Origin of the sequence: Arthrobacter sp. SLBN-112, from assembly GCF_006715225.1 — a bacterium.
In the GTDB taxonomy this organism is placed as follows: Bacteria; Actinomycetota; Actinomycetes; order Actinomycetales; family Micrococcaceae; genus Arthrobacter.
This window is the reverse complement of the sequence record NZ_VFMU01000001.1, coordinates 3,510,009-3,532,362: the sequence shown is the minus strand read 5'-3', so window position 1 is coordinate 3,532,362 and position 22,354 is coordinate 3,510,009. Positions and strand designations below refer to the sequence as shown.

The window sequence follows — 22,354 nt, the reverse complement described above, 5'->3', positions numbered from 1 at the left end:
CGCGGCAGGGGAGCCCTTGGCTCCTTTGCCGCGAATTGAATTGCAGCGTTGACAAAAAGGCTCAGGGTTGAGCCTGTGGTTAGAGGGGGACAACGTAAATGACCGAGAGCGAAGCTGTCACACTGGAGACCCAGTTGGATGATGAGGAAGCCAACGCCGACATTGCGAAGGCCGTCAGTGCCCGTCATTCGATTGCACGCAAGTACGTCATGCGGATTCGGCGCCGGCGTCCGGAGGCGACCCCCGCAGAAGTGATCAAACTGCTTGAGCGTCACTACAGCACGTCAATCACCGCTGCAGGGGCCGCTATTACCGCGGGGTCGATCGCCGCCGAAGTCGGAATTGCCCTCATTCCGGGCGGCGGAGTGGCGGCCGCCGGTATTAAGACTGCAGGCAAGCAGGCAGCCAAGAAGACCGTGCAGGTAACCGCCAAGGAAGCGGCTAAGGTGGCCGCGAAGAATATGGCCATGGGTGCGGCGAAAAACGGCGCCAACCGGATCGCGGCGCTGCTCCCGGCAGGAGATCAGCAGCTCCAATTCGAGCTCACAGCGATCTATGGTCTGGCCCTCGCCGACATCCACGGGAAGGCCCTTGACCAAGACCAGGCCCACGCGTTGGTCTACGGGTTGACCAATGAGCGGGTAAGCCAGGAGCAGATTGCCATCATGGCCAAGGACGTCGCGGAGACTTCCCCCGACGGTGTGGTGGGCGTTGGCCACAAATTCGCGGCCGCCAGCGGGGACTGGTCCCACTGGGCGACTACCCTGGCTGATACCTTGCCCAGCGGCGCCGCGCAAAGCCTCGTACGGACCATGCAAACGGGTCAGTTGGACACCGTGCGGGAGACCCTGAACGGAAACCAGCAGACGGCCATCGAATACGGAGTGGGTGCACTCACTGGAGGTGTGAGCCGTTTTGTGTTTGGCCGGGACGTCGTTGAGTCCGCCCGTAAAGCATTCCCTGTGGCTCCGGCGGAGTTCCCGGCACACCTTGCCCTGCAGATCGAATTGTCCGACGCCGACGACCAGGAATCCGAACCCAACCGGGCGCTTGCAGCCTTGGAGGATGCCGCGAAGTCCACGGGAAGCTGGATCAGCGGGACGGCCAGCACTGTTGGAGAAGGAGTCGCGACGGGTGCCTCCGCGGTGGGGTCGGGGGTAGCAAGCGCTGCCGCTGCGGTCTCCCGCCCGTTCCGTGCCGTGGACGTCGACGGCGACGGGATCCCGGACGAGCCGCAGGCCCTCGCCGCGGTGAAGGGCCTCGGTGGTGCCCTGGCTGGTGCCACCGGCGCAGCCAGTGGAAGAGTCGCTGGTCTGTTCAAGTCGCGAAAGCGAGACACGGCTGACGCGCCGGAGAGGGCGCCCGGGGAATGAATCCGGACGCCTACAGCGCAGAACTCGCGGCAGTCATGGAGGCTGGCTTTATAAAGAACCGCAACACAGGCGAGCACTGCCACAGCCTTGCCGACGCCTACATGGCTTCTCTGGCCGAGAGTTCCCTACATGAGGACGTAGAGGGGCGCACGGAGTACGACGGCCTTGTTGCGTGGTCCCTGGAGAAGAACAACGCGTCGCCGGGAGAAGTCGCGAGGACGTTTAATTACATTCGGGTTAAAGCAGTTCGGGTCGCCATGTGAGTCGCCAGAGACGCGGCGAGGTCGGCCAGCACGAGTTCCTTGATTAGGTCGCAGGGCCTCAAGTAATACGCCGTCTGACAATCCCGTCAGCCGACCGTGTGCTGCATTGCAGCTCAGCCCGGGATGGCCTCCGCGAGCCTCGCAAACTTTCAAATGATCGAGACGTGATCGCCCTGCGCTCAAGCCCCGGCCTCGGCATGATGCGGCCGTTTCGGCTGGTGCCGAGAGGGCCGGGTGTGGTCATGATGCCGGCCTTACTCGCCGCGGCCTGTAGCTCTGCCGGGGCAAGGGTCAGAGGCACCCGGGCGCGGTTCAAACTGACAAGATGGAAGCCACGGCCGCGACAATGGCGGGGATGGCAAGGACCGCGCAAATGCAGGGCGATGTCGCCCATAAGGGACGCCCGCCCCTCCTATAAGGTAAGTAGGGTGACTAACAGCATCAGCCCGGCCCAAGCATGGCAGCGCCTGCTTGAAGGCAACGAACGTTTTGTCTCCGGTGACGCCCAGCACCCGAACCAGGGCGCCTCGAGGCGCCGTGAGCTGATGGACACCCAGAACCCCTTTGCGGTCATCTTTGGCTGCTCAGATTCCCGCCTTGCTGCCGAGATTATCTTCGATCTCGGCCTCGGGGATGCCTTCGTGGTCCGGACGGCCGGGCATGTCCTTGACGATGCCGTGCTCGGCTCGCTGGAATACAGCGTTTCGGTCCTCAACGTCCCGCTGATCGTCGTCCTGGGACATGACAACTGTGGCGCTGTCACTGCCACCAAAGAAGCACTGGAAACCGGAGAGATGCCCCAACGCTTCATCCGCGACCTGGTGGAACGGATTACTCCGTCGGTGCTAACTTCGCAACGGAATGGCAGGACAGAGATCAACGATATGGTCGTCGACCACGCGAGACTGACTGCTGAGCGGCTGCTGGAAAGCTCGCCGGTGATCGCCGCGGCTGTGCACAACTCGTCAACCGCCGTGGTCGGTGTCGCGTACCGGCTCGCAGAAGGCCGCGCGCAGCTCGTTACGGATCCCGCCCTGCTCTAGGCAACGCGAGGGAAGCCAAGACATGACCGAGCACCAGTCGCCAGTGGTAATCGAAGACCTGGCCCGGCTGCAGGCTGTCCTGACCGACGCCAAGGACTCGCCGAAGCGGGACTGGCACGCCATCGCCTGCCCAGCGGCGGCGATTTTCCCGGTTCGACGTTGTTCCCGTCCAGGAATCCCGCTGCAACCCAGCCGCCCTGAAGCGGCTTCGGACCAGCGGTTGAACGCCCGTGTGGGTCCACTCGGCGCCGTCACTGGATCGATCCTGCTATCTTTTGCGAATGGACCTTGCTGTCACCCTGAAAAATGTTGCCGCCCACGCGGGTGTGTCAAGGACTACGGCTTCGAACGTGGTCACGGGCACGGGGCGAGTGTCCTCCGAGACCCGCGATCGGGTGCACCAAGCCATGCGCGAGCTCGGCTATGTCTACAACCGTGGTGCGGCATCGCTCAGGACACGGCGGACAACGACCGTCGGAGTCGTCGTCACCGACATTGCCAACCCCTTTTTCGGTGAACTTCTCGTGGGACTTGAGGCTGCCCTCGCTGAAGCGGGATTTCGTTCGCTCGTTGTCGCATCCTCGGACGATCCCGTGCGGCAGGACGAACTCATCGCTGAGCTTCGCGAATACCAAGTGGCGGGACTTGCCATCATGCCCGCATCCCGGTCGGGCAGCACCTTCCTCGAAGCCTTGGAAGCCTCGCGTGTACCACACGTTTTCGTGACCAAGTACTTGGAAGGCGTTTCCGCCCCCTACGTGGGACCTGACGACAAACTGGGCGGCCGTCTGGCGGCCGAGCACCTCTTAGGCCACGGCTGCCGTAGTTTCGCCTTCGTAGGAGGGTTCTCCCCCCACCTCTCGCGTCGGGACCGGATCGAGGGTGTTCGATCTGCGCTGGCGGATGCGGGCATGGATCCAGCCCTGCTAGTCGAGGTTGAGAGCCCTACTAACGGTGAAGGCGGTCTGCAAGCAGGGCAAGCCCTCCTTGAACGAGGTGTGCTCCCGGAGGCAATCATCTGCCAGAGCGATGGGGTGGCGTTCGGTGTTTATCGAGCGCTGCGCATCGCAGGGCGAGCCTCTGGGGTTCGCCTGATCGGCTACGACGACGTTCGAACCGCCGCGCTCTGGGAACCTCCCCTCACATCTGTCGCGACCCGCCCTGAACTGCTGGGGCGTGCAGCGGCCGAACTCCTCCTCGAAGAGATCGCGGAGCCAGCTGCGGGAGTTTCGGAACGTGTGTTTGCGCCGGAGCTTGTGGTCCGGGAATCGTGCGGGTGCCAGCAAGCGTCGTAACCGGAAATGCTTGACAGTGATCCATCTCACCTGACACGATCAACTCGGTGCTGAATCGATCCGGCAACACCTAAGCCCGGCGGCACCAGCTCTCTCTTTCTATTCGTGGCGGGTTGATTTGGCGCTGGTGCCGAATCGATTCACCACGCCGTCGGACGTGCCCGTGAGGCACCAAATTTCCAAGGAGCAATCTGTGGACACTGCCCTTACTTCACCCTCGTCACCCAACGGTCCCCGCCGCGCGAAGTCCCGGTCGCTGGCAGGCATCATTGCCGCTGCAGGAGCACTCGCTCTCGGCCTGAGCGGTTGCGGCGGCACGGCAGCCCCATCTGCCGGTCCTTCGGCCCCTGTCGTGGACCCCGCCTCGGGCAAGGGAGCATCCGGAAGCCTTTCGATTTGCGGGGGCAGGGACTCGGTCGGACTCTATAAGGGCACGATTGACGCTTTCATGAAGGCGAACCCGGGAATCACCGCAAAGTACACGGTCTTAGGTGCCACCACGGATGAGAGCCGCACCCAGGCTGTGCAGCGGCTTCAAGCCAAGTCGGGCGAGTGCGACCTTTATCTGACAGACGTGACCTGGACCCCGGAGTTTGCCTCGCAGGGCTGGCTTCAGGACATGACCAAGGTCACTGACGCCGTCAAGGGCACCCTGATTTCGTCGACGGTGGCGACAACGCAGTACAAGGGCAAGTCGTGGGCCACCCCGTTCTACACCAACGCCGGCCTGATCTACTACGCGAAGGACAAGGTAGCCAAGCCCGAGACATGGCAGCAGCTCTACACCGAAGCGGCGAAATCCCCGGGCAATGGCGTGGTCTATCAGGCCAAGCAGTACGAGGGCCTCACAGTCAACTTCCTGGAGCTCCTGTACAGCGCTGGCGGCGACGTCATTGACGATAAGGGAAACGTCAAGGTCGATTCGTCGGAGACCCGCAAGGTTCTCGACTTCATGGCGCAGGGCATCAAGAACGGTTCTGCTGACCGTGCCGTCCTGACGTACGACGAAAATGCGACGCGCCTGGCATACGAGTCGGGCAAGTTCGGATACCAACGCAACTGGCCCAACGTCTACGGTCAGCTGAATGCAACGCCCCTGAAGGATACTTTCGGGGTCGCTCCATTGCCGTCCTTTGACGGCAAGTCCAGTGGCAGTGGTGTGCTCGGTGGATGGAACCTGGCGCTTTCGGCCTTCGCATCGAACCCCGGTGCCGCCGTCGCGTTCGTGAATTTTGAGTCCTCGCCCGATTGGCAGAAGCACGTCGCGATGGACTACTCACAGGCGCCCGCCGGGGAGGGAGCCTACTCCGACCCGGAGGTGCTCGCAAAGATGCCTTTCGCTAAGGAACTCCTTGTCTCCGTCAAGGGGGCCAAGCCCAGGCCGGTCTCCCCGGTCTATGCGCAAATTTCAGCGGCCATCAACAAGAATGTCTACGCCGTTCTCTCGGGCGCTTCGACCACCGAGGACGCGGTGAAGAACATGGCGGACCAGATGAAGACGGCGCAGGCCAGCTTCTGATGTCAGCCACCCGCATACTCGTCCCCGACCGGCCCCGCAGAACCCGGGACCATGCTGAGCGAGGCCTCGCCGCCGGGATGACCGCTCCGGCGCTGATCCTGATGGCTCTCGTGGCAGCCGTCCCAATATGCTATGCAATCTGGCTCTCGCTCAACCAGTACAGCCTCCTGCAGGCGGGGCTTTCCCGATTTGTTGGGCTGGGTAACTACGTCGAGGCGCTTACCGGCCAGGACTGGTGGAAGGCGTTCGGCCAGACCTTCCTGTTCGCGGCGTGCTCTGTCGCGCTGGAGATGGTTCTCGGCACAGGCATGGCGCTTCTGCTCAACCTTGCCTTCCGCGGCCGCGCGGTGCTTCGCACGGTCGTCCTCGTGCCCTACGCGATCATCACGGTCGTTAGCGCCATAACGTGGCAGACCATGTTTGATCCCACCACGGGCTTCATACCTCAGATCCTCACCGCCCTTCACCTGCCCGGCGCGGGCGTGGTCTGGCTCGGCGAACAGGGGTATGCGATGGCCGTGATCGTGATGGCAGATGTGTGGAAGACCACACCTTTCGCCGCACTGATCATCCTGGCCGGCCTGCAGGCGATTTCCCAGGAAACGTATGAAGCTGCCGAGCTTGATGGCGCCGGCCGCTGGAAAACATTTGTAAACGTGACGCTGCCCCTGCTGCGTCCGGCCATTGTCCTGGCCGCGATATTCCGCACGCTGGACGCATTGAGAATCTTCGATCTGCCGTTCGTGCTCACCCATGGTGCGAATGGTACGCAGTCGATGTCCATGCTGGCGTACAGCGAGCTGAATGAAAACCGGCTCGTTGGGCAGGGGTCGGCGCTTTCCATCCTTACGTTCCTGACGGTCATGATCGTCTCCGCCGTTTACATCCGCTTCGGAGGCGGGAACATCCGCGACATCGCACGGGAGGACCGCTGATGAGCACCCTAACTACCTCTCGCACTTCAGTGGCGAGTGCCGAGGCCGCCAGTGCCACCCGGCCCCGTCGCAGCAGAACGCGCCTTCATCCCCTGGTATGGGTGTTTGTCATCGTGGTGATGGGCTTTTCGCTCGTGCCCTTCTACTGGCTTGTCAGCACCTCGCTGAAGAAGGGCGCGAGCCTGGGCAAAGGGGAGATGTTCCCGAGCGAGCCGACCGTCGATAACTACTTGGCCGTATTCGGCAACGGTGACTTCCTTCTGGCGATGCGAAATTCGGTGATTATTGCCGTCGTGACAACTGTCATCGCGCTCCTCTTCGCCTCATTCGCCGCCTATGCACTGGCACGTCTGAAGATGCGCCGTAAGGCCCTTATCCTGACCTTGATCCTCTCGGTCACGACATTCCCGGCCATCGCGATCGCTGCTCCCTTGTTCGCCATTTGGCGCGAAATCGGCCTCTACGACACCCTGGTCGGCCTCATCATTCCCAAACTCACCTTCGCCCTGCCGCTGGCCATCTACACGCTGACATCCTTCTTCCGCGACATTCCCCGCGAGCTCGAAGAATCTGCCTACGTGGACGGGGCGACGCCGTTTCAGGCGTTTAGAAGGGTCATCCTTCCGCTGGCCGTCCCGGGCCTGGCGACCACGGCGATCCTTGTCTTCATCTCGGTCTGGAACGAGTTTCTTTTGGCCGTGACCCTGACGAGTTCGCCGGCTGCCAGACCCGTACCGGTGGCCATCGCCTTCTTCAATGGCATGAGCGAATTCGACGTACCCCTTGGCCGGATCAGCGCAGCATCCGTCATCGTCACCATCCCCCTCGTCGTCCTGGTCCTGATCTGCCAAAAGCGAATAGTTGCCGGGATGACCGCCGGCGCAGTCAAAGGCTGAACCGTCTCCTACCGCCCAACACCCTAAATTCCCACCACATCCAGATAGGAACAACTTTCGTGAACTCCGAGCAGTCCCACGCTCCAGCACTCAAGGTCGGCGTCGTCGGCATCGGCTGGGCCGGGCAGCAGCATCTGAAGGCATACAGCAACATTCCCGGCGTCGAGATCGTGGCCGTCGCCGGAATGGAAGCGGACCTCCTCCGCTCCCTTCAGGCCGAATACACCATTCCTCACGCCTTCCTCCGCTGGGAAGACATGCTGGAGCATCAAGACCTGGACGCCATCAGCGTAGCCGTTCCGACGTTCCTGCACGCCCCAATCGCCGTGGCCGCCCTTGAACGTGGACTCCATGTCCTGAGCGAGAAGCCGCTCGCCCGCACCGCCGAAGAGGGCCGCATGATGGTCGCGGCAGCCCGAAAGTCGGGCCGGGTACTTGATGTCGCGTTCAACCACCGGCGACGCGGCGACATCCAAAAACTCAAGTCGATCATCGACGACGGCGGGCTTGGCCGCCCCTACTATGCCAAGGCATCGTGGCTGCGACGCACTGGCATTCCACGGCTCGGGAGCTGGTTCACCAACCCGCACCTCTCCGGGGGCGGACCGATGGCCGACATCGGCGTCCACGTCCTTGACTACTCTCTCCACCTGCTGGGAGAGCCGAAAGTCATCACCGTCTCGGCAACTGTTTATGCCGAACTCGGGCCGCGGGGCCGCGGCGGAAGCGCCCGCTTCTCCCCGATGAACGACGAACACCCTTTCGAAGTCGAGGACTTCGCCTCGGCGTTCCTCCGACTTGAGGGAGGAGCAACCCTTCTCATCGAGGCAGGCTGGGCCAGCTACCGCGAGAAAGATGACCTGCTCGACTTCATGGTCTACGGCACGGATGGGGGAGCGGAACTGAAAGCCAAAGGCTCGCCATCGGCGCCTGTCGGCGAACTCAGGATCTTTACCGACAAGGATGGTCAGAACGCCGACTACACGCCCGAAGCTCGGCCCGGACTCGGCCACCAGACCGTCATCGAGGAATTCATTCAAACAGTCCGCGCCGGCGAAACCGTCTGGGGCCATCACGACGGCTCCCTGGCCCTGAACCGGGCGGAAATCATCGATGCTTGCTACCGTTCAGCCCGCGAAGGCAAGGAGGTCCAGCTGTGAGCAGCGCCGGCAAGCTCAAGGTCCTGGTCTGGAACGAAGGAGTGCACGAGGCGCTTAACGAACCCGCACACATCGGGCGCATCTATCCCGACGGCATCCACGGAGCAATCGCAGACGGTCTCCGCGAGGCCCTGCCCGACGCGGACATCTCAACGGCCACCCTGCATTCAAACGAGGAACACGGCCTCTCCGAGGAGACGTTGGCGAGGACCGATGTGTTGCTGTGGTGGGGGCATAAGGCGCACGCCGAGGTCAGTGACCACGTGGTGGAGCGAGTGCATCGGCACGTGCTCGGCGGCATGGGGCTGATCGTGCTGCACTCCGGGCACTTCGCCAAAATCTTTACCCGCCTCCTCGGCACCAGCTGTTCCCTGGCCTGGCGCAACGATGGCGAGCAAGAGCTCGTCTGGACCGTCAAACCATCGCACCCCATCGCCGACGGTGTCGAGAACCCCATCGTCATCCCAGAGCAGGAGATGTACGGGGAACTGTTCGATATACCGGACCCGGACGACCTGATCTTTATCAGCTCCTTCGACGGCGGCGAAGTCTTCCGCTCCGGTGTGACTTTCACCCGGGGTAAGGGCAGAATCTTCTACTTCAGCCCGGGCGACCAGGAATACCCCGTCTATCACCACCCACAAATCCAGCGCGTCATAGCCAACGCCGTCAGCTGGGCCGCCCAGTCCGACAGGCCCCGCGCTGCCCCGGAAGTAAGTAACCGGCCCCGAGGCGGGCACGAAACCCGCCCCGCCGCCGGCCCGGAGCTTCCCCCGGTATCGACGCCAGTGACACACAAGGTGGCAATTCGATGAGCCGTCCATTGGGTATCGCCGCGATTGGATATGCATTTATGGGCAAAGCGCACTCGCACGCCTGGCGCAACGTGGGAGCGTACTTCGACGGCCCCGCCATCGAGCAACGCGTCCTTGTGGGCAGGGACACCGCCCACGTATCCGAAGCTGCGGCCCGCTACGGTTGGGCGGAATCGGCGATAGACTGGCGCCAGGTCATCGAACGCGACGATGTGGACATCGTGGACATTTGCGCCCCTGGATGGCTGCACGCAGAGATAGCGATCGCCGCACTACAAGCCGGGAAGCACGTGCTGGCCGAAAAGCCACTCTCGAATACGCTGGCTGAGTCCGAAGCTATGGTTTCCGCCGCACAGGCTGCCCGGGAGCGGGGAGTGCAATCCATGATCGGGTTCAACTACCGGCGCGTGCCCGCGCTGGCGTACGCGCGGCAACTCATCGCCGCTGGCCGGCTCGGCAAGGTCCTGCAGGTCCGCGCTTCTTACCTGCAGGACTGGCTGACCGACTCGAGCGCCCCGATGAGCTGGCGGCTCCGAAAGGAGACCGCAGGATCCGGCGCGCTGGGGGACATCGCTTCGCACGCAATCGATCAGGTTCAGTACCTCCTGGACGACGCCGTCACTGAAGCCTCCGGGCGCCTGCATACCTTCATCGGCCGCCGTCCTGGCCCGGACGGCGTGGAGGAAGTCACGGTCGACGACGCTGTCTGGGCCACCCTTTCCCTCGCTGGCGGGGTCGTCGCATCGGTGGAGGCTTCCAGGGTGGCAACGGGCCGAAAGAACTCGCTCCGGATTGAGGTGTACGGCTCGTCCGGATCACTCGCCTTCGACCTCGAGCGGCTCAACGAGCTCGAGTTCCTCGACGCGACAAACCCCGCCGCGGAGCAAGGCTTCAGGCGAATCGTTGTCACCGAGCCGGAACAGCCATACGTTAGTGCGTGGTGGCCGCAGGGCCACGTGCTTGGTTGGGAGCACACCTTCACCCACCAGATCGGTGATTTTCTTGCCGCGATCCGGGACGGCAACCCGCCGTCCCCGTCGTTCGAGGACGGGCTGCAGGTCCAGCGGGTCCTGGCCGCGATCGAAGAATCAGCAGCTGCCAAGTCAGGTGTCGTCCACATCTGATAACCCTGCAGCTGCAGTGGCTCAGTCCCCGCCCGATTATGGGCGACTGGAACGGCCGGCGGCGGGGCGCCGGGAGGGAGGGTGTCGCGTCTAACCACACGACGCCCTCCTTTGCAACGAAATCCAGATATGAGCGGTACTGTCCCGGCAGGTTGATGACAGGGGAATTTATTTGGCGTTATACGAGGACCTCCGGGTGTGTGTTGCTTGTCGAGAGCGAACACAAACCAGGAGGTCCTCGTGTCCCACCGCAACGCGTTTTTGGCCTATTCGGGGCGTCCGCATCTGGCCAGCGTCATAGGGGTTGGTCGCTGGCCGTTGCGCCCGGGCTGCTGAGCGGTTCAACGTTCTGGTCCCAGCGGGTGCGCGCTGGTCCCGCCGCTACCGGGAGTTCGCTGAAGCTGGCCTGGAGGATCGCAGGAGCTGGCCACTGACCTGTCCGCACCGGACCCGGACGCGCAATGAGTCGAGCCTTGGGCAGCGACTGGCTTTTGGCAGCGCTTTTTGGCAACTTGCGGGACCACTGGCGGAACAGTTTGCCGATAGCCTCCATCGGCGCCGCGAACTTCCAAGTGAACTGGCTGCGGTCCTTCTGCACGGAAGCACTTGCCTCGGGGGATCCCGCTGTTCCTTGTTGAAAGTTCTTCCAAGTCGACCTGCAGCTCACAGGCGTCCGTTGTGAGATCGGAAGCTACTTGGCGATTTGACGACTAATGTGAGATGGCGAACCAGCGGCGATGACCACAGTCGCCCAGCGGGGGGATTCACCATCCGTTCCCCGTTATCCAAAATAGGGGAGCATTGGCTTCTGGCGTCTCTTGTGGTCAGTGTTGGCTGGGCGTAACGTCCGCAGCATACGGGTTGCCTTTGGAGGCCTCCATGCGGGTGCTGCTACGCGATTTCATCTCCATGACATCAGTGTTGTCCGTTTGCCTCGGCCTTTCGGCGTGCACTGCCACCGAAACGTCATCCCCCGCACCAACTACGGAGGCTCGCACGGTCCCACCGGTGCCCACGGTCCCACCGCTGCCGGACAGCGGCGACATCGACCCCGGTACATACCTCGTCACCAGCTTCAAAGAGAATTTCGAGATCACCGTCCCAGACGGCTGGGTGAGTGAAGACGGCGATGGCCTGGGAAAGGACGACCCGGATCACCCGGATGACTTGGGGGTCTTCGTCGGTTGGTGGCCCTCCAACCATGTGCCGAGGGACGCATGCAAGTGGCAGGGCTCGCTCGTGGAGGTCAATCCGTCGGCCAAGGCCTTCGTCGATGCGATGACGGCGCAGACGTCAACGGCCAGCACCCCTCCCGTCGAGGTCATGGTGGGCGATTACTCCGGGGTCGAGTTCGACCACTCCGTGGAGGGCGACGTGGACATCAAAGCCTGCGACAACGGTCAGTTTTGCGTCCACTCAGGATATTCGAACCTATGCACACGCTGGTACTCGAGCACTGCTGAGCGGGAAACCTACCGGGTGGTCAATCTGGACGGCCATCGCGCTATGTTCTGGGTGGTCCAATTCCACGAATCGATTAATCCGGAGCTGACAAGGGAGGCACGCGCCGTCTTCGACTCGATCGTGTTCAAGCTCCGAGAAGTGTCCAGCTGATGCGATAGGCGATCGCAAGCCGAACATACGGCACGATTGGCATGCCGAGCCACGCGGAAGACGGCAGCTTGTATAAGCACTGTCTCCGCTGTGGAAAGGACCACAATGAGCGCCAGCGGGGAGACGGCAACTTTAGCGCTTGGTGAGGTGGGTAAAACCGAGGCAACGCTGTTCAGGTCATCGCCCGCCTGCCGACGGCTACTGCCCTCTCCGTGGACATCCAGTGCTGGACGCCATCGCCTTCCACCAGGACATCCTGGGCGCCGACGACCCGGCCAGCTTCTTCACCATCCCCGGCTGAGCCTTCCTCTGCTGGTCCTCAGCAGCATTGAGAACTAGCAATTGCTGGTTTCGCCGCGACTGGACGAGGGCCATCATTGGATTGCCGGAGTGGCTGCTGCAGCGATTGGAGAAGGTTATGCGCAAGGCACTGCTGTGCAAGCTGAACATTCAACACGACTGGCATGTCGAACACGCCGAAGACGGCAGCCTCTACAGCCGCTGCCGTCGGTGCGGCAAGGGCGACGATGACCACGGCGGCGGGCGTCGCCGCGGCGAGTTCAGTAGATGGCTGGGATTGAGTGGATGGCTGGGGCCGACCGGAGGAGGCGGCGGATTTGGTTAGCGGACAACCCCGCCAGCTTCTTCACGCTCGTGAGTAGGCGGCTGAAGGCCAGGTGGAGTGGTCGAATCCGCCGCAGCCAGAGCGATCTCGACTTGCGCATACATGGGTTCCGGCGCTAGGCCGATGCCGGACTGTCATAGTGGTGCCACTGCCAGTACCGTCCGTGTCACGCGAGGGCCATCATTGAAATTGCCAGATACGCGGACGGGAGAAGGCCATGAAGGCCCTGTTGTGCAAGCTGAATATCAGCCATAAATGGCATGTCGAACACGCCGAAGACGGCAGCTTGTATAAGCGCTGTCTCCGCTGCGGAAAGGACGACGATGAGCGCCAGAGGCGAGGAGGAGAGTTCAGTGGCTGGGTAGGACCAGTCGGAGGAGGCGGGATCTAAACAGCCTTAGGGTGGCAACAGAACCGCCACGGATCTGCTGATTCTTGTTCCGGTCCCCATCATTGAATGGCAAGCAGGGTTCGATACCCGAGCCTGCGCAGGTTCTCCCGTTCCTGGTGTGCCGTCTGAGCGAGCACGGCCTTTCTCAGCTGGCCGGCTTGCAGATGCGGTCCAATGCCTCGTTGAGTGAAGACTCGATTCGGCCGTTCAGGTAGTCGCGCTTGTCGCGCGTGGAGGGGTCCTCTAACTCGGTAGGCATTGGTGGTGTTGTGACTGTCATCGCGGCCTGGTACCGCCCGTCTCCGCTGCTGACTACGACGGTCTGGTATTCCCAGAACGAGCCCCGGCCCTCGTGCCGCGAGTTTTTCGAGCATCCGTCCGCATGCTCCCATACGCCCAGCCCGTACGGACGGAAGCTGGGGCTGGTCTTCATCTCCCGCAGGGACGACGCTGAGACCGCCCGTCCCTGGAATATTCCGGCCATGAGGAGGTTCAGGTCCTCCATCGTGGAGACAGCGCCGCCGGCCGGGTTGCCGACCGCGAAGGTGTTGTCTGTGGTGTCTACCCGTTCACCGCGCAGGGTCACGTAGCCGTGCAAAAGACCGGCTTCGTGAGGGTCAATGCGGTCCAGGCTGGTGTTCTTCAAACCGAGAGGGCCTAAGACCTCCTCCTGCAGTACTTGGACGAAGGGCTTGTGCCGCAGCGTCTGGATGAGGAGGCCGAGTGCGAGGTAATTGGTGTTCGAGTACTTGAAAGACCCGACATCGGCAGAGGTCCAGGGGAGGGTCCCTGCCAGTTGCAGGCCCCGCTCCATCGTGAGTGTTTGGCTCAGCACAGGGCGGAAGTCAACATCCTTCGGCAGAGCATCGTTGACCTCGGGCATTCCGGACGTGTGGCTCAGCAGCTGTCTTACGGTGATGGGACCCGGAGGCTTAAGCGTGGATGTAAACCCGGGAATGACGTCATTCACGGGATCGTCCAGGCTGATGAGGTTGTCGTCCACGAGCTTCAGCGCGGCCACGGCCGTCATCGTCTTGGTGACGCTGGCGACCTCCGCCCGGTCCGTGGGCTGAGCCGGCGCCCTGGTCTCGAGGTCGCGCACGCCGTAGGCCCTGGACCACTCGCCCTCGGGCCAGCGGATCTGGACGACGGCGGCCACCGCGCCTTCGTCCATGAACAGCTGGACCTGATTTTCCAAGGAAGCGAAGGGGCTGGGCGAGCTCGATGGCTGTGCGGGCTCATCGTTGGAATAGGTACAGCCAGAGACAAGGAGGACGACTGCGAGCGACGCCCGCCTCAATACGTAATTCTTCGTGCTCATTGCCGGATCCGCTCGGGACGAGATGACAGGTTAGCGGCCGCCCACGGCACCACGTCCGGCCAAACTTGTGGCGGCACCGTCGCCCCAGCCCCTCAATCTTAGGACTGAGCGGCGCGGTGGGAAATCCTTCGCGCAGCAGCCCAGCCTCGGGGCGGCGACCCGTAGCATGCGGCAAAGAGGCGGGTGACGTCACAGTCCGCAGATCCTTGACTGCCTTCATACTGCGCCCGGGTCGGCGATCGTCCGTTGTCACGTTCCGGTGCGCCTGGAGGACATCGCGGACCCAGGTCCACTCATGCGGGCCGTAGCGATCGTTGTTGACGTGATGGAGTTCGGCCTCGCCGCTGAACATGCTGACGAAGTACTGCATACCCTGCCACGCGCGGAGGAGTTCGCTAACAATGCGCTGGCCGAGGTCACCGGTGGCTCCGGCGAAGAGAACGGTGACGGCAGTGACGATGTGCTCGTCTCGGTAAGGATGGGCGCTGCAGCCCGATAGGAGCAGCCGCCCCGAATTGTCCAAGTAGACGCCGTTCGAGCCGGGCCTTCCTGCAGAAAAAGTACTCGGCGACGAAGCAGTGGACTGCCCGTTGAATTGGCCGGCAAGAGCTAAGTCCGTCTCCCTGATGTCCTTAAAACAGCGGCCAGGGCACCGCGGGCATCCCACCTCTGGGAGCAGGGAACCGCCGTGTCATCCGCAACCGGGCGCAGCGCGCCACGAGCGACGCAATTTCTTCGGCGCTGAGCAGGTCCGCCAGCCTTCGGCCCAGCTCACCGTCCAGTCCTGCGCTGACACGGTCGATGCCCTCAAGTTCCTCGGCCGTCAGGGCGTCTCCCAGCCACCCCCACAGCACCGTGCGCAGCTTGTGCTCACTGTGAAAGGTGAGCCCGTGGTCCACGCCGTGCCGGTGCCCGTGCGGCATGGCAAGGATGTGGTCGCCTTTGCGGTCAGCGTTGTTGACGACGACATCGAACACCGCCATGCGTCTGAGCTCCGGTGTGTCTTCGTGGACGAGAGCGACCATCCGCCCCGTTTCATCCTGACCCTCGAGGACCTGTTTCCACCCGATCTCCGGAACGTCGTCCGCCGCAACGAGATCCACCGCGTTCTGGTCGGGGTCAGTCTCCTGCCACAGCTGCACCATTCCGTGGCCCAGGGGACCATCGCGGAGCCAGGTGCGTGGCACCACGTTCCAGCCCAGGACCTCAGAAACCAGGTAGGCGGCAACCTCCCGGTGGGCAAGGAAGCCCTCGGGGAAATCCCACAGCGGTTTCTCGCCGGCTATCGGCTTATAAACGACCGTGGTGTCGCCGATGGTCCCCACGAAGGTGGCATTCGACGCCGTCGTGATGCGCCCGGTGAGCGTCAGCTCGCCAGTCAGCAGGTCGGGTGCCGGCATCAAACCTCGGGCAGGGTGCAGACATGCCCGTCGGCGTCCATGGGATAACCGCAGATCGGGCATGCTGGACGTCCCGCGCCCACCACCTCAAGGGTCCGCTTGGCGAATGCGCGGGCGGTGCCAACCGGCATCCGCACCAGCAGCATTTCCGGCGCGTCAGCGCCGTTTCCATCAAGCGGTTCGTCGTCTTCGTCAGCATCGAGGTCGGTGAGCGGGTATGCCTCTATGACCACCTGCGCCGTCGTCGGATCCCAACCCAGGGTCATGGCGCCGGTTCGAAACTGCTCCTCGACGGCCTCAAGCGGGTCGTTATCCACGAGTTCGATGGGAGTACCCGTGGGAATGCTGAAGGGGTTGCCCTCGAGGGTGATGAGCTGATCCAGGATTTCGTCAATCTTCCCGGCGAGTTCGGCGGACTGTTGCTTCTCGAGGGCGATGCTCACAATTTGCTTGCCGGTGCGGACCTGCAGGTAGAACGTGCGTGCCCCCGGGAGGCCGACGGTGCCGATGACGACCCGGTCAGGCCAGGCAAACTCGTGAACGCGTGTGGGCATGTGAGTATTTTAGGCACATGAGGTTCACTTCGCCGTTTGCCCTGGCCCGCCGCCCACCGGCGCATCCCCGGACTTGATGCCGTTCGACAGCCACGACAGGTCCCCGGCGTCCGTGTTTGTCGCATAGACGCTGGGCCGCACAGCACCATAATGCACGATCGATACGGAGGCAGGGCCCACGTTAATGCGCTGGAACAGGTCGAGGTGCATACCGAACGCGTCGGCGAGGATCGATTTGATGATGTCACCGTGGCTTACTGCCGCCCACACGGCTCCTGGCCCGTATTCGGCTTCGAAGGCTGCATCGTGGCGCCGGACTGCTGCTACCGATCTGGCCTGCATTGCCGCCATGGATTCACCGCCGGGAAAAACGACGGCGGACGGCTGCGACTGCACAGCCGCCCAAAGGTCTTCGGTGGCGAGATCACTAAGCATGCGGCCCTGCCACTGGCCGTAATCGCACTCCGTGAGATCGGGATCGGTCGGCGCAGAAGGATTACCCGCCTGGCGATCGAGGATGAGCTGGGCGGTTTGCCGGCAACGCTCGAGGGGACTCGATACCACCCCGGCCAAGGGCACGGCCGCGAGCCGGTCTCCCGTCAAAGCTGCCTGCTCACGCCCGATCTGGTCCAACGTGACGCCGGCCGCCCGACCGGCCAACAGTCCAGCGGCGTTGGCAGTGGTGCGGCCGTGCCGCACGAGGATAAGTGTCGCCATCCATACAGCCTAACCAGCCTCCTCCGGCGAATTCCGGCGTCGATTCGATTGGTTCGGAAATCCGCGGCTACCGGTGGAGACGCTCCCGCCAGTCCGCCGGTACCTTCTCTGCCGGCGCAGGTGAGGGCTGGTCTATGGGCCTGGACTGGGGATCCGGAAGCCGTGGGCCGCGGAAGAACTTTTTTGTGGTGTGCTCGTAGAACCAGTTCTCGCCAGGCTCAAAGGATCTCATCACAGGGTGCACTGCGGTGCGGGCATGGGCACTGGCATGTTGTGAGGGCGATGAATCGCAGCATCCGATATGGCCGCATTGGGCGCAGCGGCGAAGATGCAGCCACCAGCCTGGGCCATCACCGCTGAGGCACTCCATGCACCCTGTTCCACTGGGCGTGGCGGCGAGGCTGATTCCCGGAACAGGGCGGTCCTCCATGGAGTCCTCCATTTCAATCCCTCCGTTTCTTCACAAGTACAGGTCATCCCGCTTGCCGCTGGTTGAAGCAATTCTGGCACTATCCCCGCGCCCTTGGAACGACAAATCAGGGCCTCAAACACGGGATCTGATAGGACTCTGGCTTCGGTGGTCAAGGACCGCCTTGGAGGTAAGAATCACCCTTGTCCCCGGTGTCGCAGCGCGAGTATCGTGAGCGCCACCGAACCATTGAACCGGAAAGACGGCGGCTATGGATGACCCGGTTCCGATCATGCTGATTGCCACCACGGACGCGACCTCCCGGCGCATTCTTGGGGATGAGTTACGTCGACGGTACGGTGCCGACTATGAGGTGGTGGCGTGCGACGGCCACGCGCACGGCCGGGCGGTGCTGGAGGGGCTTCGCCGTTGGAATCGCCAGGTGGCCCTCATCCTTGGGTGCTACGGACCAGCCGACCGCGGGGGACTTGATTTCCTGCGGCGCGCCTATGGCTTTCACCCGGCCGCCAAACGTGGCGTCGTGGTGACATGGGGTGACTTCGCAAGCGCCCCGACTGTCTTCCACGCCGTGGCACAGGGGTACGCCGAACTGGTGATCATACGTCCCGAACGATTGCGCGACGAGGAATTCCATGGGGCTATTACCGACGCCCTCGACGACTGGCACCTGGCCCAGGGGGTCGGGTTCGAGGCGGTCCGGCTGATCGGGGAGGTAGGCGACGAAAGGACGCACACCTTGCGTGACTCCTTGAGCCGGAACCACATCCCCGCGGTCTTCCACCCTGTAGGGTCCGAGACCGCGCAACGGACGCTGGAGAGCCTGGACCTGCGCGACCCCGCGCTGCCGGTCATGGTGCTTGAGTTCACCGCTCCGCCAATTGTCCTGGAGAACCCCACTGACCTGGAGATCGCCGAAGCGATGGGGGTGACCCGGCCGCCACCGGCGGACAAGATCTTCGACGTAGTGGTGGTTGGAGCTGGGCCCTCCGGTCTCGCGACCGCCGTTTATGCTTCCTCCGAGGGCCTCTCCACCATGGTGGTGGAAGGAGAGGCTGTGGGTGGCCAGGCCGGCACCAGTTCGCTCATCCGGAACTACCCGGGCTTCTCCCGCGGTGTGAGCGGCGCCCACCTGGCCTACCGTTCCTTCCACCAGGCCTGGACCCTGGGCACGGACTTCCTGTTCCTGCGGAAGGTGCAGGGGCTCCACATGGACGGGACACTGTACGCCGTGTCGATCTCCGATGGCAGCGTGGTGCATTCCCGCACAGTCGTGGTGGCCACCGGAGTGGACTACCGCCGGCTCGGCATACCCCAGTTGGAGGACCTGGTTGGCAGAGGCGTTTTCTACGGGGCCACAGTCTCCGAGGCGCCGTCAATGGCCGGGAAGCATGTATGTGTCGTGGGCGGCGGTAACTCGGCCGGACAGGCGGTTCTGCACCTTGCCAGGTATGCGAAGAAGGTGACACTGCTGGTACGCGGACCCACACTTTCGGCCAGTATGTCGGAGTACCTCATCTCCCAGCTCGAAGCCACCCGGAATGTGGCGATCCGCTTTGGCACCGCCATCGTAGGGGCCCGCGACCAGGATGGTTTCCTCGCCGCCGTCAAGGTAGCCGCATCCGGAGCGGCCGATACAGTCCCGGGCGAGGAGATCGAAGCGGGCGGCTTGTTTGTGTTGATCGGTTCGGTGCCGCGGACCTCCTGGCTGCCCGCAACTGTGGAGCGGGATCCGGCCGGATTTCTGCTCACGGGCGGCAGGGATGTCAGCTACGGCGGGTCCGCAGGGGCGGACAGGGCCCCATTGGCGCTGGAAACCAGCATGCCTGGCATCTTCGCGATTGGCGACGTGCGGGCGGGTTCCATCAAGAGAGTGGCTACCGCAGTGGGGGACGGCGCCACCGTGGTCTCGATGCTTCATGCGTACCTGGCCGAAAACCCTCTGCCGGCCTCATCTACTGCCCCTAATGGGGCAGCCGCGCCCGGGGAACTGGCCCGGTGATGTCCGCTTCAACTGAAGCTGCACCGTTGATCCCGCCGATGCGGTGGCTGCTCTATGTCGCTGCGTTCCTCGTGTTCCTGGCCGGGCTCGTGCTGTTCGTCTTTCCGCTCCAGACTGATGAGTTCTTCGCGTGGACTGTCAATCCACCCATGACCGCGGTCTTCCTCGGCGCGGCATACTGGTCGAGTGCCGGCCTGGAGGTGACGGGCGCCCGGTCGGCGGGATGGAATTCAGCGAGGCTGGCTGTCTGGCCCGTGTTCATCTTCACTGCATTGACTTTGGGAGTCACCCTGCTCCATATCGATCGCTTCCACCTGGCTTCAAATGCTGCCCCCACTGCCCGGATTGCCACGTGGGCGTGGCTGGCTATCTATGCCCTGGTGCCCGTGGCGATGCTCATCATCAGCAGGATGCAGATCCGGTCGCGGCGCCCCGCCCCAAAATCCGTAGCAGCGGGACCGCCAGTGCTGCCCCCTGCGCTCCGGCTGCTCCTGGCGGGAATCGCCGGGGTACTGCTGTTGTATGGCGTGGCGCTCCTGGCAGTACCCACGCTCGCCGCGCGCTGGTGGCCGTGGACACTGTCCGAACTGACAGCGCGGGCCATCGGGGCGTGGCTGGTCGGTCTGGGATGGGCGGCCGCCCAGGGCCAGTTCAGCCGCGACCTCCGCACCGTCCGCCCAGTGGCCATGACCTCCGTTGCATTCGTTCTTCTTCAGGCGCTTGCACTGCTGCGGTATGGCGGCGCCCTCGCATGGCCCAGCGGACCGGCGATCGCCTTCGTAACCGTTCTACTTGCCATTGGAGTGGCCGGCGGGTGGGCACTGGCGCTATCGCGTTGGACGACTTCCCGGGGCCCGGCTGCTCCTGCTTGATTGGAAGGGTCCCTATGCCGCGCACAGGGCGCCGGGTCTTCCCTGAGCCAGCATTGATAGGCTCGCGGCATGGAGGGATGGGACCGGGGCAGCCTGTCTGCGCCCCAAGCCGAACTGGTGGCACGGTGGCTGGGCGTGCCGGAACTCGTTGAGGACTTGTCATGGGGACTGACGGACACGAAGGTCCTCAAGGTCCATGCCCGTGGCCAGGCGAGAATTGTGAAGGCCGCTGGCCCGGACAATCATCACCTTCACCGGGAGATCACGGCCTATGCCTCCTATACCCGCCCGCTCCTGGCTGCCGGCCGCGCCCCGCTCATGCTGCACTCGAGTCGGCCCGCGAACGTTCTGGTCCTCGAATATCTCGACGGGGACCTGGTGGAAGGCACTGCAAACGAACTGGACAGGGGACTGCACCGCCAGGCCGGGCAGCTGTTGAGCATGCTCCACGCAGAGGAACACCGGGTGGACGACCACTATGAAGCCCAAGCCACGCAGAAAGCCCTGAGCTGGCTTGACCGCCGCCACAGGATTGATCCGAGACTGGAACGGGACATCCGGCGGCACCTGATGGATTACCGTCCTTCGCAGGTCAGGGTTGTTCCGACCCACGGCGACTGGCATCCGCGAAACTGGGTCAGTCATGAAGGGCAGCTCAAGGCGATAGACTTCGGCCGGTTCGACTTCCGGCCGGCCGCGAGCGACTTCTGCCGGCTTGCCGTGCAGCAGTGGCAGAAGGACCCGGCCCTCGAATCGGCATTCCTGGACGGGTACGGAGAGGATCCGCGGGCGCAGGATCCGTGGCGGATCGAATTGCTGAGGGAAGCAGTGGGCACGGCCGTGTGGGCTTTTCTTGTGGGCGACACGGCGTTCGAAGCCCAGGGCCATCGCATGCTGGGTGAGGCCCTGCTGAACTTCTAGGCAGCAAACTCCGGGCGACGAACTCACCGAGCCGGCCCCAGGGCTGGGTAACGCAGCGCTACTCCACCAAGGAGTAGGAAGAGCCCGAGGGCGTGCGCTCCAGTAGTCCAAAGTCGACCAGGTAGCGGCGCAGCAGCACAACGTCGTCGGTATAACTGAGGAGCCGTTCGTTGACTTGCCTCTCTGTTAGCTTTTCTCCGGGCGCAATGACTTCACCCGCAATCCTGGCAAGGAGCTCCCGCCGATCCGCAACGTTCGCCGGGTACCGTTCGATCCGGCCGAGCCGCAGGAACTTGTCGAGTCCCGTCCGGGGCTGCCGGCGTGGCTGCTGGACGAGCAAGTCGCCGAATATCGAGTCCGACGCTACCAAGTCGCCTGACGCCTGCTGCTCCACGAGCCCGGCTTCGAGAAGGCCAGCGATGGCCCGGTTCCGCCGCTGCTCTTTTACTTCAGGCAGGATGTCGGCAGGCGCAGCCCCGAGCACAATCTGGGCGTAGGCAATCCGGGCATCGCCGTTGCCGAGCGTTCCCAGGACCCGGCGCCAATGGGGGCCGCTCATTCTCCTGCTTTCGGCCACGTCAGTTTTTTCCTTTGCCGGCCAGCGAAACCATATGTGTCAGTGGGTGATCAGAGATCGTAGCCCTGAAGCTCCTGTTCCCGGAACCCCCTGCAGGAGTGTTCGGACCCGGCGGGACGTGTGGCCCTGTTGCTGGCCAGCCACCACCCGCACACTTGACGGATGCCAACCTGGGACTGGCCTTCCCAAACTTGAACTTTCCCCAGTCGCCATGGCCCAGGCGTTCCCAGATATCCTGCTCCCCGGCCATTTTGAACACTTCGGACCACGACGGGGGTTGTTTGTCCCAGCCGAGGGCCGCCGTCATGGTCTCCGGTTCCCCCGGTGCGAATGCAAATGATGAAACTGACCCGCGGCGATCAGACCGCAGTTGCGCCTTGCCCTGCCCCAACAACTGGATACGCCTTTCGAGGATAACCCCGAAGTATGCGATCTGTGGGTGCCCTCACAGAATTTCGATCAGCCTTGTGATGTTCCGCATCAATCAAAGGATTACCGGGGAGACCGCAG

The 22,354-nt window shown here is 63.3% G+C and carries 22 protein-coding genes; 16 read left to right on the top strand and 6 right to left on the bottom strand.

All coding sequences use genetic code 11. From position 1 onward, the window contains the following. Positions 1–98 precede the first annotated feature (98 nt). From FBY33_RS16240 to FBY33_RS16185, 12 genes are all read left to right on the top strand, one after another. Complete coding sequence (locus FBY33_RS16240) at positions 99–1,373, top strand: hypothetical protein (RefSeq protein ID WP_142031443.1); 1,275 nt, start codon at positions 99–101, stop codon at positions 1,371–1,373. Next, a complete protein-coding gene (locus FBY33_RS16235) occupies positions 1,370–1,636 on the top strand; it encodes a hypothetical protein (protein WP_142031442.1) in 267 nt (88 codons plus the stop codon). Before FBY33_RS16240 ends, FBY33_RS16235 begins: the two co-directional genes overlap by 4 nt. Before the next feature lie 428 nt (positions 1,637–2,064). After that, complete coding sequence (locus FBY33_RS16230) at positions 2,065–2,679, top strand: carbonic anhydrase (protein ID WP_142031441.1); 615 nt, start codon at positions 2,065–2,067, stop codon at positions 2,677–2,679. A 281-nt stretch (positions 2,680–2,960) separates the two neighbouring features. Continuing rightward, positions 2,961–3,974: a LacI family DNA-binding transcriptional regulator gene (locus FBY33_RS16225; RefSeq protein ID WP_142031440.1), complete on the top strand. Its 1,014-nt coding sequence runs from the start codon at positions 2,961–2,963 to the stop codon at positions 3,972–3,974. A 193-nt stretch (positions 3,975–4,167) separates the two neighbouring features. Beyond that, a complete protein-coding gene (locus tag FBY33_RS16220; RefSeq protein WP_200831403.1) occupies positions 4,168–5,493 on the top strand; it encodes an ABC transporter substrate-binding protein in 1,326 nt (441 codons plus the stop codon). A gap of 77 nt (positions 5,494–5,570) precedes the next feature. After that, positions 5,571–6,428, top strand: a complete 858-nt coding sequence (locus tag FBY33_RS16215) for a carbohydrate ABC transporter permease (RefSeq protein WP_235010599.1) — start codon at positions 5,571–5,573, stop codon at positions 6,426–6,428. After that, the gene (locus FBY33_RS16210; RefSeq protein ID WP_142031438.1) at positions 6,428–7,324 is read left to right on the top strand and encodes a carbohydrate ABC transporter permease; all 897 of its coding nucleotides are present in this window, start codon (positions 6,428–6,430) and stop codon (positions 7,322–7,324) included. The genes FBY33_RS16215 and FBY33_RS16210 overlap by 1 nt, the downstream gene beginning before the upstream one ends. 59 nt (positions 7,325–7,383) lie before the next feature. Continuing rightward, a complete protein-coding gene (locus tag FBY33_RS16205) occupies positions 7,384–8,484 on the top strand; it encodes a Gfo/Idh/MocA family protein (RefSeq protein WP_142031437.1) in 1,101 nt (366 codons plus the stop codon). Beyond that, positions 8,481–9,299, top strand: coding sequence for a ThuA domain-containing protein (locus FBY33_RS16200; protein WP_142031436.1), 819 nt, complete (start codon positions 8,481–8,483; stop codon positions 9,297–9,299). Before FBY33_RS16205 ends, FBY33_RS16200 begins: the two co-directional genes overlap by 4 nt. After that, on the top strand, positions 9,296–10,423 hold the full coding sequence (locus FBY33_RS16195) for a Gfo/Idh/MocA family protein (protein WP_142031435.1): 1,128 nt from the start codon (positions 9,296–9,298) through the stop codon (positions 10,421–10,423). Before FBY33_RS16200 ends, FBY33_RS16195 begins: the two co-directional genes overlap by 4 nt. Positions 10,424–11,332: 909 nt before the next feature. Beyond that, the gene (locus FBY33_RS16190) at positions 11,333–12,037 is read left to right on the top strand and encodes a hypothetical protein (protein WP_235010598.1); all 705 of its coding nucleotides are present in this window, start codon (positions 11,333–11,335) and stop codon (positions 12,035–12,037) included. 418 nt (positions 12,038–12,455) lie between these two features. Then, positions 12,456–12,662, top strand: a complete 207-nt coding sequence (locus FBY33_RS16185; RefSeq protein WP_142031433.1) for a hypothetical protein — start codon at positions 12,456–12,458, stop codon at positions 12,660–12,662. A 536-nt stretch (positions 12,663–13,198) separates the two neighbouring features. Here FBY33_RS16185 and FBY33_RS16180 read toward each other — a convergent pair. Beyond that, positions 13,199–14,374 (bottom strand): serine hydrolase domain-containing protein, encoded by a 1,176-nt coding sequence (locus FBY33_RS16180; RefSeq protein WP_200831402.1) that lies wholly within the window; start codon positions 14,372–14,374, stop codon positions 13,199–13,201. Between the two features lie 295 nt (positions 14,375–14,669). Between FBY33_RS16180 and FBY33_RS20880 the strand changes: the two genes are divergently transcribed. Then, entirely contained in the window at positions 14,670–14,873 is a 204-nt protein-coding gene (locus tag FBY33_RS20880; protein WP_160141970.1) for a hypothetical protein, read from the top strand. Between the two features lie 133 nt (positions 14,874–15,006). Here FBY33_RS20880 and FBY33_RS16170 read toward each other — a convergent pair whose 3' ends face one another. From FBY33_RS16170 to FBY33_RS16155, 4 genes are all read right to left on the bottom strand, one after another. After that, positions 15,007–15,774 (bottom strand): SCO1664 family protein, encoded by a 768-nt coding sequence (locus FBY33_RS16170; protein WP_142031432.1) that lies wholly within the window; start codon positions 15,772–15,774, stop codon positions 15,007–15,009. Then, the gene (locus FBY33_RS16165; RefSeq protein WP_142031431.1) at positions 15,774–16,328 is read right to left on the bottom strand and encodes a DUF3090 domain-containing protein; all 555 of its coding nucleotides are present in this window, start codon (positions 16,326–16,328) and stop codon (positions 15,774–15,776) included. Before FBY33_RS16165 ends, FBY33_RS16170 begins: the two co-directional genes overlap by 1 nt. A 24-nt stretch (positions 16,329–16,352) precedes the next feature. Then, positions 16,353–17,045: an MSMEG_4193 family putative phosphomutase gene (locus FBY33_RS16160; protein ID WP_142031430.1), complete on the bottom strand. Its 693-nt coding sequence runs from the start codon at positions 17,043–17,045 to the stop codon at positions 16,353–16,355. Between the two features lie 67 nt (positions 17,046–17,112). After that, positions 17,113–17,415 (bottom strand): UBP-type zinc finger domain-containing protein, encoded by a 303-nt coding sequence (locus FBY33_RS16155; protein WP_442858352.1) that lies wholly within the window; start codon positions 17,413–17,415, stop codon positions 17,113–17,115. A 310-nt stretch (positions 17,416–17,725) separates the two neighbouring features. Between FBY33_RS16155 and FBY33_RS16150 the strand changes: the two genes are divergently transcribed. The 3 genes from FBY33_RS16150 to FBY33_RS16140 all read left to right on the top strand — a co-directional run bounded on the left by FBY33_RS16150 (position 17,726) and on the right by FBY33_RS16140 (position 21,267). Beyond that, positions 17,726–19,474: an FAD-dependent oxidoreductase gene (locus tag FBY33_RS16150; protein ID WP_235010597.1), complete on the top strand. Its 1,749-nt coding sequence runs from the start codon at positions 17,726–17,728 to the stop codon at positions 19,472–19,474. Beyond that, entirely contained in the window at positions 19,474–20,346 is an 873-nt protein-coding gene (locus FBY33_RS16145; protein ID WP_142031429.1) for a hypothetical protein, read from the top strand. Before FBY33_RS16150 ends, FBY33_RS16145 begins: the two co-directional genes overlap by 1 nt. 69 nt (positions 20,347–20,415) lie before the next feature. Further along, on the top strand, positions 20,416–21,267 hold the full coding sequence (locus FBY33_RS16140) for a phosphotransferase family protein (protein WP_142031428.1): 852 nt from the start codon (positions 20,416–20,418) through the stop codon (positions 21,265–21,267). Positions 21,268–21,325: 58 nt separating this feature from the next. Here the strand turns inward: FBY33_RS16140 and FBY33_RS16135 are convergent, their stop codons facing one another. Further along, positions 21,326–21,826 (bottom strand): DUF2087 domain-containing protein, encoded by a 501-nt coding sequence (locus tag FBY33_RS16135; protein WP_142031427.1) that lies wholly within the window; start codon positions 21,824–21,826, stop codon positions 21,326–21,328. Positions 21,827–22,354: the final 528 nt, after the last annotated feature.